Source organism: Gordonia paraffinivorans NBRC 108238 (genome assembly GCF_000344155.1).
GTDB classification, from domain to species: Bacteria; Actinomycetota; Actinomycetes; order Mycobacteriales; family Mycobacteriaceae; genus Gordonia; species Gordonia paraffinivorans.
Genome location: NZ_BAOQ01000006.1, coordinates 1 through 15,908 on the forward strand (window position 1 = coordinate 1; position 15,908 = coordinate 15,908).

At 71.6% G+C, this 15,908-nt stretch carries 7 protein-coding genes and 2 pseudogenes; all 9 read right to left on the reverse strand.

Translation table 11 applies throughout. The features are described from left to right. A pseudogene (locus GP2_RS03460) lies at window positions 1-359 on the reverse strand (endolytic transglycosylase MltG); the annotation flags it as partial. 40 nt (window positions 360-399) lie between these two features. After that, window positions 400-864: a Holliday junction resolvase RuvX gene (ruvX, locus tag GP2_RS03465; RefSeq protein ID WP_006899082.1), complete on the reverse strand. Its 465-nt coding sequence runs from the start codon at window positions 862-864 to the stop codon at window positions 400-402. Beyond that, the gene (gene alaS / locus GP2_RS03470) at window positions 864-3,611 is read right to left on the reverse strand and encodes an alanine--tRNA ligase (RefSeq protein WP_006899083.1); all 2,748 of its coding nucleotides are present in this window, start codon (window positions 3,609-3,611) and stop codon (window positions 864-866) included. Before alaS ends, ruvX begins: the two co-directional genes overlap by 1 nt. 104 nt (window positions 3,612-3,715) lie before the next feature. Beyond that, a complete protein-coding gene (locus GP2_RS03475; RefSeq protein ID WP_006899084.1) occupies window positions 3,716-5,086 on the reverse strand; it encodes a replication-associated recombination protein A in 1,371 nt (456 codons plus the stop codon). 7 nt (window positions 5,087-5,093) lie between these two features. Next, window positions 5,094-6,323 carry a hypothetical protein gene (locus GP2_RS03480; protein WP_006899085.1) on the reverse strand — a complete coding sequence of 410 codons (1,230 nt, stop codon included), beginning with the start codon at window positions 6,321-6,323 and terminating at the stop codon, window positions 5,094-5,096. 241 nt (window positions 6,324-6,564) lie between these two features. Then, window positions 6,565-7,512 carry a transglutaminase family protein gene (locus GP2_RS03485; protein WP_006899086.1) on the reverse strand — a complete coding sequence of 316 codons (948 nt, stop codon included), beginning with the start codon at window positions 7,510-7,512 and terminating at the stop codon, window positions 6,565-6,567. After that, window positions 7,509-10,283, reverse strand: a complete 2,775-nt coding sequence (locus GP2_RS03490; RefSeq protein ID WP_006899087.1) for a circularly permuted type 2 ATP-grasp protein — start codon at window positions 10,281-10,283, stop codon at window positions 7,509-7,511. The genes GP2_RS03485 and GP2_RS03490 overlap by 4 nt, the downstream gene beginning before the upstream one ends. Beyond that, a pseudogene (locus tag GP2_RS03495) lies at window positions 10,280-13,786 on the reverse strand (transglutaminase family protein). The gene GP2_RS03490 and the pseudogene GP2_RS03495 overlap by 4 nt, the downstream one beginning before the upstream one ends. Window positions 13,787-13,932: 146 nt before the next feature. Then, window positions 13,933-15,795, reverse strand: coding sequence for an aspartate--tRNA ligase (gene aspS, locus GP2_RS03500; protein ID WP_006899091.1), 1,863 nt, complete (start codon window positions 15,793-15,795; stop codon window positions 13,933-13,935). Window positions 15,796-15,908: the final 113 nt, after the last annotated feature.

Genomic DNA, 15,908 nt, shown 5'->3' on the forward strand with positions numbered 1-15,908 from the left:
GCATGCGGCTCGGCCGGCTGCGGCGGCTGCGGCTCGGCCGGGCGCGACGCCCGGGGAGTCGTCCGCGCCTCGGTCTGCCCGTCAGCCGCCGGCGGGACCGGCCGCGTCCGCGGCTGCTGCGGGATCTGGCCGCCCGGAGGGATGCGAACCGGGGTCGCGCGCTGTCCGGGCGGGGTCGCCGGCGTGAGACCGGGAATCGGGCCGGTCGTCCCCGGCGCCTGCGCCGAACGCCGCCGGCGGTGCCGAGTGTGCGGGGTCCCCTCGGCGGGTTGGGTGAAGTACCGCAGACGCTCGGGGTCCATGCCCTCGGCACGGCGTCCCTGGTCACGATGTCGTGTGCGACGCCGTTCGTCGGTCACCGCAGGCTCTCCTCCAGACTCGGTCGAGGGGTCGTCGGACTCACCGTCGCGCATCCAGCCATCCCTGAAGAATAGCGACCGCCGCCGCCTGGTCGATGACGCCGCGCGAGGACTTCACCGACCGTCCGCTGGCGTGCAGCGCCTGTTGTGCGGTCACGGTGGTGAAACGCTCGTCCTGCCAGTGCACCTCGACGGGAGCGATGCGTTCGGCCAACCGCTCCCCGAACCCGCGGGCGGTCTCGGCGGCGACGCCGGCGGTGTTCTTGAGGGTCTTCGGCAGGCCGACGACCACGCCGATCGCCTCGTACTCGTCGACGAGTTCGGCGATCCGCTCGAGATCGGCCGTCCCCGAAGGGGTTCGGCGCACCGTCTCCACCGGGGTGGCGAGGATTCCATCGGGATCGCACACCGCGACCCCGATCCGCACGCTGCCGACGTCGATGCCGAGCCGACGGCCGCGCGGCAGGCGCGGACGCTGGTCGTGCCCGTGGGCCTCCGGGGGCATCAGCCGACGAACTCGCGGATGCGTCGCAGCGCGGCGTCGATGCCGCCCGGATCGGTGCCGGCGCCCTGCGCCAGGTCGGGCTTGCCGCCGCCGCGTCCGCCGACGATCGGGGCGACCTCCTTGACCAGGTCGCCGGCCTTGATGCCGGCGTCGCGGGCGCCGGCGGTGGTGGCGATCACGAAGGGCACCTTGGCATCCGCGCCCTCGCCGCTGGGCGAGAACAGCGCGATGACGGCCTGCCGGTCGGCGATCTTGCCGCGCAGGTCGGTCGCGATCGAGCGCAATCCGTTGGCGTCCAGACCCGGCACGCGTCCCTCGACGACCAGCGTCGAGCCGACCGTCGTGGCGTTGTCGAGCAGACCCGACACCGCGGCCTGCGCCTGCTCGGCGCGCACCCGGGCCAGTTCCTTCTCGGCCTCGCGGAGCTTGGTGACGAGCTGCTCGACGCGGCCGGGCACCTCCTCGGAGGGCACCCTCAGCGACGACGACAGGGCGGCGAGCAGCGCCCGCTCCTTGGACAGGAAGCGGAACGAGTCCATGCCCACGTAGGCCTCGACGCGGCGGACGCCCGAGCCGACCGACGACTCGCCGATGACCGTGATCGGACCGATCTGCGCCGACGACGCGACGTGCGTGCCGCCACACAGCTCCATCGAGAAGGGGCCGCCGATCTCGACGACGCGCACGACGTCGCCGTAGTTTTCGCCGAACAGCGCCAGCGCACCCATCGCCTTGGCCTCGGCCAGCCCGGTCTCGAAGGTGTTGACCTGGTAGTTCGCCTCGACCGCGGCGTTGGAGATCTCCTCGATCTCGCGACGCTGCGACTCGGTCAGCGGGCCGTTGGCGTGGAAGTCGAAGCGCAGGTAACCGGGCCGATTCAGCGAGCCGGCCTGCGTGGCGTTCGGGCCGAGCACCTCGCGCAGGGCGGCGTGCACCATGTGGGTGCCCGAGTGGCCCTGGGTGGCGCCGTGACGCCAGGCGGTGTCGACGGCGGCGAGGACCTCGTCGCCCTCCTCGATCTCGCCTTCCTCGACGCGGACCTTGTGCAGCCAGACCGACTTGCCGACCTTCTGCACGTCGGTGACGGCAAGGCGCACACCGGAACTGGTGGTGATGGTGCCCACGTCGGCCATCTGGCCGCCCGATTCGGCGTAGAGCGGGGTGCGGTCGAGGACCACGGTGAGCTCCTGGCCGGCCGCTGCGGCGGGGATTCGGTTGCCGTCGGCGACGAGTCCGAGCACCTTGGCCTCGGACACGAGCTCCTCGAAGCCGGTGAACTCGGTGGGACCGCGATCGAGGAACTCGCGGTAGACGCTCAGGTCGGCGTGGCCGGTCTTGCGCGCATTGGCGTCGGCCTTGGCCCGCTGCTTCTGCTCGGCCATGAGGGCGCTGAAGCCCTCCTGGTCGACCTCGAGCCCGGCCTCGGCGGCCATCTCGAGGGTCAGGTCGATCGGGAAGCCGTAGGTGTCGTGCAGCGTGAAGGCGTCGCTGCCCGAGATGGTCTTGCGCGACGACTTCTTGGTGGCCGCGGCGGCGTCGGCGAACAACTTGGAACCGGCCGCGAGGGTCTTGGCGAAGGAGCTCTCCTCCCCGACCGCGACGTCGACGATGTGCGCGCGCTCGGCGTCGAGCTCGGGGTAGGACGGCGCCATCAGGTCGATGACCTTGCCGATGATCGCGCCCATGGTCGGCTGGTTGTCGCCGGCGCCGATCCGATCCGGCCCGCTCGCTTCGCTCCCGGCGCCGATCCGATCCGGCCCGCTCGCTTCGCTCCCGGCGCCGAGCAGTCGCATGGACCGCACGACCCGGCGCAGCAGCCGGCGCAGGACGTAGCCGCGGCCGTCGTTGCCGGGCAGCACGCCGTCGCCGATGAGCATCGCCGAGGTGCGGGCGTGGTCGGCGATGACGCGGAAACGGACGTCGTCGGCGTGCGAGCCGGCGCCGTAACGGCGGCCGGTCAGTTCGGCGGCCAGGTCGATGATCGGCTTGAGCAGGTCGGTCTCGTAGACGTTGTCGACGCCCTGCAGGATGCAGGCGACACGTTCGACGCCCATGCCGGTGTCGATGTTCTTCTTCGGCAGCGGGCCGAGGATCTCGTAGCCGTCCTTCGCGCCGCCCGGTCCGCGGACGTTCTGCATGAACACGAGATTCCAGATCTCGATGTAGCGGTCCTCGTCGGCCTCCGGGCCGCCCTCGACGCCGTACTCGGGGCCGCGGTCGTAGAAGATCTCCGAGCACGGGCCGCACGGGCCGGGCACGCCCATCGACCAGTAGTTGTCCTTCATGCCGCGGCGCTGGATGCGCTCGGCCGGCACGCCGATCTCGTCCCGCCAGATCGCCTCGGCCTCGTCGTCGTCGAGATAGACCGTCGGCCACAGCTTCTCGGGATCGATGCCGTAGCCGCCGTCCTCGAGGCTGTTGGTCAGCAGGGTCCAGGCGAAGTTGATGGCCTCGCGCTTGAAGTAGTCGCCGAACGAGAAGTTGCCCGCCATCTGGAAGAAGGTGTTGTGGCGGGTGGTGATGCCGACCTCGTCGATGTCGAGGGTGCGCACGCACTTCTGGACGCTGGTCGCGCGGGTGAACGGCGGCGTCTGCTCGCCGAGGAAGTACGGCTTGAACGGCACCATGCCGGCGTTGACGAAGAGCAGGTTGGGATCGTCGAGCAGCAGCGAGGCGCTGGGCACCTCGGTGTGGCCGGCCTTGATGAAGTGGTCCAGAAAACGCTTCCGGATTTCATGCGTTTGCACTGTTGGTTTCGTCCTCGCCGTTGGTTGTACGCGACAACCCAGAGTACCGTCGGCGCCTCACCGGAACCGTGCCGGGACGTCCCCGGCGTGGCCGGCGGCGCGGTTCAGCGACTCCGGCGCCGGGTCACGGCGCCGCGCACGATGGATCGCAGGCGCGCCACCCGCGACCCGATCTCGCGCTCGAGGCCGTGATCGGTGGGCTCGTAGTAGTCGACGCCGACGAGCTCGTCCGGCGGGTACTGCTGGGCGACGACGCCGTCGGGATGGTCGTGCGGGTAGCGGTAGGCCACGCCGTTGCCGAGCTTCTTGGCCCCCGCGTAGTGGCTGTCGCGCAGATGCGGCGGCACCGCCCGCGCCTTGCCCGCCTCGACGTCGGCGAGCGCGGCGCCGATCGCCTTGACCACCCCGGCCGACTTCGGCGCGGTGGCCAGGTGGATCGTGGCCTGCGTCAGCGCGAGCCTGGCCTCGGGCATCCCGACCATGTTGACCACGTGCGCGGCGGCGACCGCGGTCTGCAGGGCGGTCGGATCGGCCATGCCGATGTCCTCGCTTGCATGGATCATCAGCCGCCGCGCGATGAACCGCGGATCCTCCCCCGCCGCGATCATGCGCGCGAGGTAGTGGACCGCGGCGTCGACGTCGCTGCCGCGGATCGACTTGATGAACGCGCTGGTGACGTCGTAGTGCTGGTCGCCGTCGCGGTCGTAGCGCACCGCGGCCCGGTCGATGGCGGTCTCGACGTCGGCGAGGTCGACGATCTCGGTCGAGTCGGCGCTGGCCTCCAGCGCGGTGAGCGCCCGGCGCGCGTCGCCGCCGGCGACCGCCACCAGATGGTCGTAGGCGGCCTCGGTCACCTGCACCCGCCCGTCGAGTCCGCGCGGATCGGCGACGGCCCGCTTGAGCACCTCGCGGATGTCGTCATCGGTGAGCGAGCGCAGCTGCAGCACCAGCGACCGCGACAGCAGTGGGGCGACCACCGAGAACGACGGGTTCTCCGTCGTCGCGGCCACCAGCAGCACGATGCGGTTCTCCACCGCGTCGAGCAGCGCGTCCTGCTGGGTCTTGGAGAAGCGATGGACCTCGTCGATGAACAATACGGTCTGCTGTCCCGGGCCCTTGCCGTCGCCGATCAGACGGCGACGGGCCACGTCGATGACGGCGCGGACCTCCTTCACGCCGGCCGACAGGGCCGACAGCGCCTCGAAGCGGCCGCCGGTCGCCCGCGCGATGAGCGATGCCATGGTGGTCTTGCCGGTGCCGGGCGGGCCGTAGAGCAGCACCGACGCCGCACCCTGCCCGTTGATCAGGCGGCGCAGCGGCGACCCCTCGCCGAGGAGGTGCTGCTGCCCGACGATCTCGTCGAGTGTCTGCGGGCGCATGCGGACCGCGAGCGGCGCCGTCGGCGGCGGCGCGATCAGGCCCTCGGCACCCGTGGCGGGCCCGGGCGTCTCCGGCGGGTCGAACAGTCCTTCCACGGGCGCGTCAGGCCAGCCAGATGCGTTGCAGGGCGGCGCCGGTCGCCGAGGCGAACGCGGAGACCTCGTCCTCGCCGGCCCGGCTCGCGGCGGCCGCGAGATCCGTCCAGCGGCCGACCAGCACGCGCGGGTCGTTGGTGTGCAGGGCCCAGTCGTGGGTGAAGCCGGTCGTGCCGGGCTCCGGGGCCCCGGCCGAGTTCTCCAGCCCGGGATCGAAGGGGGCCATCTCGACGCTCGCATCGACCTCGGACGGGTCCGGGTCGATCAGGTCGGCGCCGCCGGGCAGCATCCACGCCGTGGACAGCCAGACCCACAGCAGGCGGGCGACGAGCACCTTGCGCTGCATCTCCCGCTCGTGCGCGAGCGTCGGCCAGATGGGGTTGACCTCCGAGCGCCACGCGTCGACCATCGACACCTCGAGGTCGGTGGCGTGCGAGGCCAGACGCGGCGGGAGTTGGGCGGTCATGGTGACCACCGCGTAGGCGATGTCGAGGGTGGCGTCGCGGAAGCCGCCCCACTCGTAGTCCATGAACTGCACGCCCTCGTCGTTGAGCATGATGTTCTCGGGACCGACGTCCGACGGGCTGAACGCCCGGTGCTCCCCCTCGTCGAAGAGGGTCGCGGCGGTCTCGAGGGCCTCGACGACCCGCGGCGGCACCTCGACGCCGAGCGCGGCGGCGTGCCCGGGGAGGGATTCGACCGAGCGGCGTGCCTCGTCACGCAGGATGTCGCGGCCCTCGGTGCCGGACGGTCCGCGCCGGACCAGTGCCAGGAAATCGACCTCGCCGCCGACGGTCGCGGCGTGCATGCGACCCAACGCCTGCCCCCACGCGCTGACCGCGCGGGAGGTCTCCACCGGGTCCCCGGTGTCGAGGATCTCCGGCATCGACCGGCCGTGTCCGAGGTCGGACAGGACCATGATGCGGAGGTCGGGGTCGGAAGCGATGAGCTGCGGACCCGGCCGCGACTCGTTGGGCAGCGCGGTGGCGTACTTGTACGACGCGATCTCGCGGTGGAACGCCTTGGGATCCTCGTGCTCGGGGAGGGCCTTGATGACCAGCGACCGGTCCAGGCTGAGGGGATTCTGCGCGACCCTCACCCGCACCACCGTCGTCCGGCCGCTTCCGCCGAGATCCTCGGGATCGTCGAGAACGACCGATGAGCCTGCTCGCTGTGAGAGCAGGGACTCCGCCGCCCGCACCACGCTGATGATGCGGCTTTCAGTAATGACCGTCATGTCGCATCCCACGGTACCCGTTGCAACGTGACCGCAACACCACTGTTCATCCTCCTGTACGACGTTGCGGATCGTGCAGGACCGGGGCGCAGCTGCGAAACCGCTGGTTCGCAGGGATTTCCGGGTACGGCCGACAAATCGTGCCGGGTTGGGTGCGGTCTGGGCGCAACCGCCCCGGACGCGACCGCACAGACCGCCACCGCCCGGGGCGCCGCGGTCCGCGGCAGGACCGGCCGGGCGGTCAACGCGCGGCGCCGGATTCGGGTGAGTCGGCGCGGTCGCCGAGCCCGTCGGCGGGATCCTCGATCGGGCTGACGTCGACGGAGACGTCGATCTGGCTCTTCGTCGAGTCGGTGTAGATCACCCCGCGCAGCGGGGGCACGTCGTCGTAGTCGCGGCCCCAGGCCAGCGTGACGTGCCGCTCGTCGACGAGCTTGTCGTTGGTCGGGTCGAAGGCCAGCCAGCGGTCGTCGGGCAGCCAGACCGCCGCCCACGCGTGACTGGCGTCGGCGCCGAAGACCTTCTCCTGCCCCGGGGGCGGGTCGGTGGCCAGGTACCCCGACTCGTACCGGGCGGCGAGCCCCAGCGAGCGCAGGCACGCGATCGCGACGCGGGCGAAGTCCTGACAGACGCCCTCGCGCCGCCGCATCACGGTGTCGACCCGCGTGGAGATCGCGGTGGCGCCCGAGCGATAGGTGAAGTCGGTGTAGATCCGGGTGGTCAGGTCGGTGACCGCCTCGACGAGCGGGCGACCCGGCGTGAACACCTGCGCTGCGTACTCGCGCACCGCGGGCGTGATCTCCGGCGGGTCGAGGTCGAGCACGAACTCGGCCGCCAAGCGGGCCTCGCGGGTGCCCACCGCCGCCGGCCGCGCCGACTCCCACGGCGTCCGGGCCGCCGGGCCGAGCACCAGCCCCTGGTCGACGGGGTCGACCTCGACGACCGAGTGCGCGGTCACCGTGAGCTCCCGGTGCGCGGTCCGGACGTGGAAGTAGCTGTCCTGGTTGCCGTAGACGTCCACGCCGGTCGAGCGGTCGTCGGGCTCCGGTTCGATCTCGACGACCGCCGAGTGCACCCGCTGACCGGGCAGTTCTCGCGGGGTCAGGTAGCAGCGACCGTACGACGAGGAGACGTCGTCGTTGTACGTGTAGCGGGTGCGGTGCATGACCCGGTAGACGCGCGAGGTCACGACTCGCCTCCCGCCCAGATCGGCCGGGCCTGCCGCGGCACCGCGAAGCGGGTGCGCATCAACAGGTCCGACAGGTCGCGCGACCGGTTGCGCAGGCCGACGGTGAGCTCCTCGAGCTCGGTCCGGCGTCCGGCGTCGTCGGTGCCGGCGACATCGGTCGGCGAGCTGCGGCGCAGGTCGCCGATCATCTCCTGGACCATCCGCTCGGCGCCGGTCGACCGCAGCGGCTCGGGAACGGACGTGAGGTCTTCGTGCATCTTCTCCAGCTGGAAGATCATCGAGCGAGGGTTGGTCGGGTCGAACAGCAGGAGTTCGGCCACGTTCTCGAACCGGTAGAGGCCGCGGTTGCGCCGACGGTAGGTGACCGCCGACTCGTTGGCCGTGAGGAACGACTCGAGCAGGGCCTGTTCGACGTCGTCGTCGCGCGACACCGCGAACATGGCGCCGGTGAAGTCGGCGAGGGTGATCGCGCGTTCCACACGCCGGCCGAGGTCCATGAACATCCAGCCCGCGTCGTGGACCATCGACTCCTCCTGCAGCCCGGTCAGCGCGAGGACCCCGTGCAGGATCTCCTCGTGCGCACGGGCCAGGTCCGGGCCGAGGTCGAGCGCGGCGTCGGCGTTCCCGGACGCCTCGGATTCGGCCCGCGAGCGCGCCACCAGACGCGAGGTGTGCGCGACGACCCGCTCCACCGGCGCGAGGACCATCCAGGTGCTGGTCGACATCAGGTCGCGCACCGCGCGGGCCGCGCCGACGAGTCGGTCGACCGCGTGGGCGACGGTCCCCGGGACGGTGCGGGCGACGGTCAGGTCGGCGATCTTGGCGATCGCCTCGTTGACCTGCTCGGGCGACGCCTGCCGTCCGGCGTCGCCCGCGGAATCCGGTCCCAGGAGGGCGGAGGTCTGCAGGTACCGGTCGGTGGCGGTGATCGTCGCGACAGCGTGCAGCAACAGCGGCACCGCCGCGGTGCCGCTCATCCACGGCCGGTACTGGAAGTCCTGGTAGCGCTGACGTGCGACCTTGGCCAGGCGGGTGACCTGCTCGGTGCGCTCGGCGTAGCGCCCCAGCCAGAACAGGTCTGCCAGGACACGCGGGCTCGCCGCGGCCGCGACCTCCGAATAACCGAGCGGGACCGGGCGCCCGGCGGTGACGGGCACGACCTCGGGGGCCGGCTCGGTGCGGGTCTCCGAACGCCGGGACACGTGCCCGCCGAGGACGCTGCTGGTGACCCAGACGTCCTTCGCCGCGACGACGCGGTGGGCCGCGCCCTCCACGCCGTCGGCGAGGACCGCGCCGAGGCCGCCGGGCATCACCGAGTAGGTCGGTCCCTGGGCCACGCTGAAGGCGCGGACGGCCACCGGTGCGGCACGCAGCGCGGCACCGGGCGTGTCGCGCAGGCCGGACGTCATGGACGGGGCGACCGAGTAGGCGTCGAGTTCGCGCCCGACCCACTGCCAGGTCTCCGCCTCGATCCGGGCCGACAGTTCCTCGCGGGCGCGGCGGTCGAGCAGCGGGCCGATGAACTCCTCGTCGGTGCGGGTGTTGGTGACCACCAGCGCGCCGAGCCGGCCGCGGATCAGGCCGCGCTCCTTCTCGTCTCCCGCCCAGTACGTGGCGACCGAACCGAGGGCGAGCTCCTCGTCGAGCAGCACCGGCGCGAGCCGTTCGAGCACCGTGTGCAGGGCCGGGTTCTCGAGCACGCCGGAGCCCAGGGTGTTCACCACGGTGACGTTGCCGCGCGAGATGGCCTCGACCAGGCCGGCGACGCCGAGCTGGGAGTCGGTGCGCAGGTCCAGCGGGTCGCTGAACGCGGCGTCGACGCGACGCAACAGCACGTCGACGCGCTTGTAGCGCCCGAGCGACCGCATGTACACCGCGCCGTCGCGGACGGTGAGGTCGGCGCCCTCGACGAGCGGGAAACCGAGCACCGACGCCAGGTACGCCTGGTCGAAGGCGGTCTCGGAGATGCTGCCCGGGCTGTAGACCGCGACGGTCGGGTCGTCGACGCCGGGCGGGGCGTACTCGGCCAGCGCCAGCCGCATCGTCCCGGCGAAACCGGTCATCGGACGCGGCGCGCACGCCTGGAACAGCTGCGGGAAGGTCTTCGACATCAGGCGGCGCCCGACGATCGAGTAGCCGATGCCCGACGGCGCCTGCGTGCGGTCGCGGAACACGACGAAGCTGCCGTCGGAGGTGCGCGAGACGTCGACCGCGTGCAGGAACAGCGCGTGGGGTCCGGCGACCTCGAGGCGGGCCGCCTTGCGGATGTAACCGGGGTGCCCGAACACCATCTCGGGCGGGACGAGCCCGGAGGCGATCGTCTTCTGGTCGCGGTAGAGGTCGCGCAGCAGCAGGTCAAGCAGCATCGACCGCTGCGTGATCGCCTTCTCCAGCTCCGCCCACTCGACCCCGTCGACGATGAGGGGCACGGCATCGACGGCCCAGTCGCGGGTGCGCGTGTTCTGTCCGTCGAACTCGTTGTAGACGACGCCGTCGTCGCGGACCGCCGCCGCCAGCCGATCGGCGACCTCCCGCAGGCGGGTCTCGCCGCGCTGCTCGTAGCTGCGGACCAGCTCTTCCCACGCAGGACGGACCTTGCCCGAGGGGTCGAGCAGTTCATCGAAGTGGGAGCCGCCCGCGAGATCGGTGCCGGTCAGGTCGGCGCCGTCGAAGGCGGCGAGGTCGAAGAGCGCGTAGCCCTCGTCGCGGTAACGATCGAACACCGCGGATGCTTCGAACACCGCGGACGCGTTGCCCGGCGAAGAGGTCACCGGAGAACTGTACGTGCCCGCCGCAGGTCGAGGATCCCGGGGATCCCGAAGTCGATCGCCTGGCGCACCTGGCGTTCTCGGAGGAGACCGACGTCGACGGTGCCGCTGGTGTGGCCGGACGCCTCGAACCGGCCGTTGCGCCGCGATTCGGCCTCCACCGCGTTCACCGGCGGGCGGTCGTAGGCCCGGCCGCCCGGGTGCACGACGTGGTAGGTCGCGCCGCCCACGGACCGGCCGTTGACGGTGTCGACGAGGTCGAACGTCAGCGGCGTGTCGATGCTGATGCTCGGGTGCAGCGCGCTCGGCGGCTGCCACGCCCGGAATCGGATGCCGGCGACGCGCTCACCGGTGCGCCCGGTGGATCGCAGCGGAACCGGGAAGCCGTTGCAGGTCAGAAGGTATCGATCGTCCTCGCCCCCGAGGACACGGACCTGGACGCGCTCGACGGACGAGTCGACGTAACGCGCCGTGCCGGTCGCGGTCGACTCCTCCCCCCAGCGTGTTCCACGGCTCGATCGCGCCGCGCAACTCGATCTCCTGGTCGCGGATCTGCACGGTGCCCAGGCGCGGGAAGCGGAATTCGGTGAACGGGTCGAGCCAGGCGGTCTCGAACGGGTAACCCGCCTCGCGCAGCTCCTCGGCGACCAGGGCGATGTCCTGGATCACGTAGTGGGGCAACAGATGCTTGCCGTGCAGGTCGGCGCCGTGGCGGATGAGCCGGGCCCGATAGGGCTTCTCCCAGAACCACGACACCAGACAGCGCACGAGCAGCGACTGCACCATCGCCATCCGGTGGTGCGGCGGCATCTCGAAGGCGCGCAGCTCGAGCAGGCCCAGTCGGCCCCGCACCGAGTCCGGGCTGTAGAGCTTGTCGATGCAGAACTCGGCCCGGTGGGTGTTGCCGGTGATGTCGGTCAGCAGGTGCCGCAGGGCGCGGTCGGTGACCCAGGGAGTCGGCGCATTCGCCTCGGGTTCGTCGGCGCTGTGGGCGCCCTTCGGGCCGGTGCCGCGCGGGTCGACGGCCGCGGCGGCGAGACGGTCGATCTCGGCGAAGGCGATCTCGAGCTCGTAGAGCGCCGACTCGCGCCCCTCGTCGACGCGCGGGGCCTGCGAAGTGGTGCCGATGAACTTGCCCGAGAACAGGTAGGACAGCGACGGGTGCCGCTGCCAGTAGGTGAGCATCGACACCAGCAGGTCGGGCCGGCGCAGCAGGGGCGAGTCCGCGGGCGTGGTGCCGCCGAGCGTGATGTGGTTGCCGCCGTGGCTGCCGTCGAGGTCGAAGGTCTCGGTGCCCAGCCGCACGTGCCGGGCGTGCTCGTAGAGCGACTCGAGGAGCTCGGACTGCTCGGCGAAGCTCGCCGTGGGCTGGACGTTGACCTCGATGACGCCGGGGTCGGGGGTCACCGACAGCGAGGCGAGGCGCGGATCCGACGGCGGGCCATAGCCTTCGACCACGACCGGGGTCGACGAGGCGGCCGCGGCCCTCTCCACCAGCCCGACGAGGGCGAGGAACTCCTCGCCGGTCGACGTCGGCGGCAGGAACACGTGGGTCACCCCGTTGCGGACCTCCGCGACCAGCGCGGTGCGCGGCAGGAACTGCGCCGGGTCGACGGCCTTCACCGTGAGGCCGAGCGCCTCGGCCGGGTCGGCGGGCAGGGGCGCCGTAGGAGGCCGACGGATCGGCCTCGTACAGCGTCGGCGCCGGACCCCACGACAACGAGTTCAGGGGTAGGCGCAGACCGGCCGGCGAGGTGCCGGGGGTCAGGACGATGCGGCCGCGGCGCAGCGTCCACACCGCGGACTGCCAGGCGGTGCCGTCCTCTGAGCGGTTGAGCGGCAGCACGTAGGCGCACGGGTCGGTGACCGCGGCGTCGAGCCGGGCGAGCAGTTTCCGTCGGCGTTCCACCGAGTCGGACTCCGGTGCCAGCTCCTCCTCGTCGCCCTCCTCGAGGGCCTCGAGGTCGACGTCGAACTCCGCCTGGGCCAGCTTCCGGGCGGCGGGCAGCGTGGGGTCGGAGCCCGGGTCGCCGGGCGGCAGTCCCGCGAGTTCGCGCATCCGGACCAGCGGGTCCTCGTAGGCCGGCATCACCTGCTCGCCCGGGAGTCCGAGGGTCTCGGCGAAGGCGGACAGCAGTTTCCGGGCGGGCGCGGCGTCCAGTGTCGCGGGATCGGAGCCGTAGGTCTCGGTCTCGATCGCGGCGGCGGCCGCCTCCTGTGTCGGCCACGGGTCGGCGAGCAGCGACGGATCGCGCCAGACGGGTTCGCCGTCCTTGCGCCACACGATCTCGATCTGCCAGCGCGGCAACGGCTCTCCCGGATACCACTTGCCCTGGCTGCGCTGGACGAGGCCCTGCGGCGCGTAGTCGTCCTTGAGCCGTTCGGCGAGCCGCGAGGCGAGCAGGCGCTTGTGCGGGCCGTCGGCGGCGGTGGTCCACTCGGGGGCGGTCTGGTCGTCGACGGACACGAAGGTGGGCTCGCCGCCCATGGTGAGGCGCACGTCGTTGCGCCTCATCCGCTCGTCGACCATCGCGCCGAGCGCGTTGACGCGGTCCCACTGTTCCGGGGTGTACGGCAGCGTGACGCGCGGGTCCTCGTGGAAGCGTGTGACGGTGTTGGAGAAGTCCAGGGTGGCGTGACACGGGCCGGTCGCGCCGGTGATCGGGGCGGCGCCGCTGGGGTGCGGGGTCGCCGCGAGCGGGATGTGTCCCTCGCCGGCGAACAGGCCCGACGTCGGATCGAGGCCGACCCAGCCCGCGCCGGGGAGGTAGACCTCGGCCCAGGCGTGCAGGTCGGTGAAGTCGGCGTCGGGACCCGACGGGCCGTCGATCGGCTTCACGTCGGAGGTCAGCTGGACCAGGTAGCCGGAGACGAACCGCGCGGCGAGGCCGAGTTCGCGCAGGAGCGCGACGAGCAGCCACGCGGAGTCGCGGCACGATCCCATCGCCGACTCGAGCGTGTGCTCCGGCGTCTGCACCCCGGCCTCGAGACGGACCGTGTACCCGACGGCGTCGCAGACCGCCTGGTTGATCGCCACCAGGAAGTCGATGACGCGCGTCCTGCGGATCGGCTTGTGCCTCGCGGCAAACTCTGCGACCTCGGGATGCACCGGCGCACCGGCGAATTCACCCTCGGTGACCCCGACCGGCCGGAGGTAGACCTCGAGGTCGCGGCGCAGGTCGTCGGGGTACTCGAAGCCGTAGTGCTCGGCCCAGTCCTCGACGAAGAAGTCGAAGGGGTTGATCGCCGTGAGGTCGGCGATGAGGCCGACGGTGATCGACAGCGACGTCGACGGTTCCGGGAACACCAGGCGGGCCAGGTAGCTGCTGAACGCGTCCTGCTGCCAGTTGAGGAAGTGCTCCCCCCGGTTCGACGTGCAGCGAGTAGGCCTCGATCGGGGTGCGCGAGTGCGGGGCCGGCCGGAGCCGGACGACGTGCGGGTAGATCTTCGTCGGGCGATCGAAGGAATAGCTCGTCCGGTGTTCGAGGGCCACCTTGATCGTCATCGACCCACCTCCGGGATTCCCGCTCGCGCTGCCATGTAGCGAATCTCATCACAGGTGGACGATGACTGCGCGCCGATCACCTCGGCACGAAAGGAAGCGGTGGCCGAACTCACGTCCGGCCACCGCTCGTCGTCGATCGGTGAGGGTTACTCGGCCGCGTTCTCGGCGGCCTCGCCCTGCTCTTTCGCCTCGGCCTTGTCGGCGCCGCCGCGCGGAACCGGCTTGGCGTCGATTCCCGACTCCTTGCGCTGCTCCGGGGTGATCGGCGCGGGCGCATCGGTCAGCGGGTCGACGCCGCCGCCGGACTTCGGGAACGCGATGACCTCGCGGATCGAGGACTCGCCGGCGAGCAGCGCGGTGATGCGGTCCCAGCCGAAGGCGATGCCGCCGTGCGGCGGGGCGCCGTAGGCGAAGGCGTCGAGGAGGAAGCCGAACTTCTCCTGCGCCTCGTCGTGGCTGATGCCCATGATCTCGAAGACGCGCTCCTGCACGTCGCGGCGATGGATACGGATCGAGCCGCCGCCGATCTCGTTGCCGTTGCAGACGATGTCGTAGGCGTAGGCCAGCGCCGCACCGGGATCGGACTCGAGCGCGTCGAGCGACTCGGGCTTGGGCGAGGTGAACGCATGGTGCACGGCGGTCCAGGCCGAGTGGCCGAGCGCGACGTCGCCGGAGGCGGTCGCCTCGGCGGCCGGCTCGAACATCGGGGCGTCCACGACCCACACGAACGCCCAGTCGTCGGCAGAGGTGGACGGCCCGCTCGCTTCGCTCCCGGCGCCGGGGATGAGGCCGAGGCGCGAGGCGATCTCGCCGCGGGCGGCGCCGAGCAGGGCACGCGACGACTTGACCTCGCCGGCAGCGAAGAAGACGCAGTCACCGGGGTTGGCGCCGACGTGCGCGGCGAGACCTGCGCGCTCCTCCTCGGACAGGTTCTTGGCGACGGGACCGGACAGGGTGCCGTCCTCGCCGACGAGCACGTAGGCCAGTCCGCGGGCGCCGCGCTGCTTGGCCCACTCCTGCCAGGCGTCGAGCTGACGACGCGGCTGCGAGGCGCCGCCGGGCATGACGACCGCACCGACATATGGCGCCTGGAAGACGCGGAACGGCGTGTTCGCGAAGTACTCGGTGCACTCGACGAGCTCGAGGCCGAAGCGGAGGTCCGGCTTGTCGGTGCCGTAGAGGCGCATCGCGTCGGCGTAGGTCATGCGCGGGATCGGGGTGGAGATCTCCACGCCGATCAGCTTCCACAGCGCGACCAGGATCTCCTCGGCGAGCGCGATGACGTCGTCCTGATCGACGAAGCTCATCTCGATGTCGAGCTGGGTGAATTCCGGCTGACGGTCGGCGCGGAAGTCCTCGTCGCGGTAGCAGCGCGCGATCTGGTAGTAGCGCTCCATGCCGGCGACCATGAGCAGCTGCTTGAACAGCTGCGGGCTCTGCGGCAGGGCGTAGAAGGTGCCCGGCTGCAGGCGGGCGGGCACCAGGAAGTCGCGGGCGCCCTCGGGGGTCGACCGGGTCAGCGTCGGGGTCTCGATCTCGACGAAGTCGTGGGCGGCGAGCACGCCACGCGCGGCGGCGTTGGCCTTCGAGCGCAGGCGCAGCGCCGCGGCCGGGCGCTCGCGGCGCAGGTCGAGGTAGCGGTGGCGCAGACGCGCCTCCTCGCCGGGCGACTCGTCGAGCTGGAACGGCAGCGGCGCCGACTCGTTGAGCACCTCGAGCTCGACGGCGTTGATCTCGATCTCGCCGGAGGCGAGGTTCGGGTTCTCGCTGCCCTCGGGACGCACCTCGACGACACCGGTGACCGCGACGCAGTACTCGGCACGCAGGCGGTGTGCGGCCGCGGCGACCGACTCGTCGCGGAAGACCACCTGGACCAGGCCGGTGGAGTCGCGCAGGTCGATGAACACCACACCGCCGTGGTCGCGTCGGCGCGCGACCCAACCGGCGACGGTGACGGTCTGCGACGCGTCGGCGCGACGCAGCGAACCTGCGGAATGCGTGCGGAGCACTGAGAGTCCTTCCCAACGAACGGCTTGACGACGGCCGTGCGGAAACGCAGGCCAGATATCCATCGTGCCGTATCGGCCGACCCGCCCGTCACCCGGCCACCCGAAGATGTGCC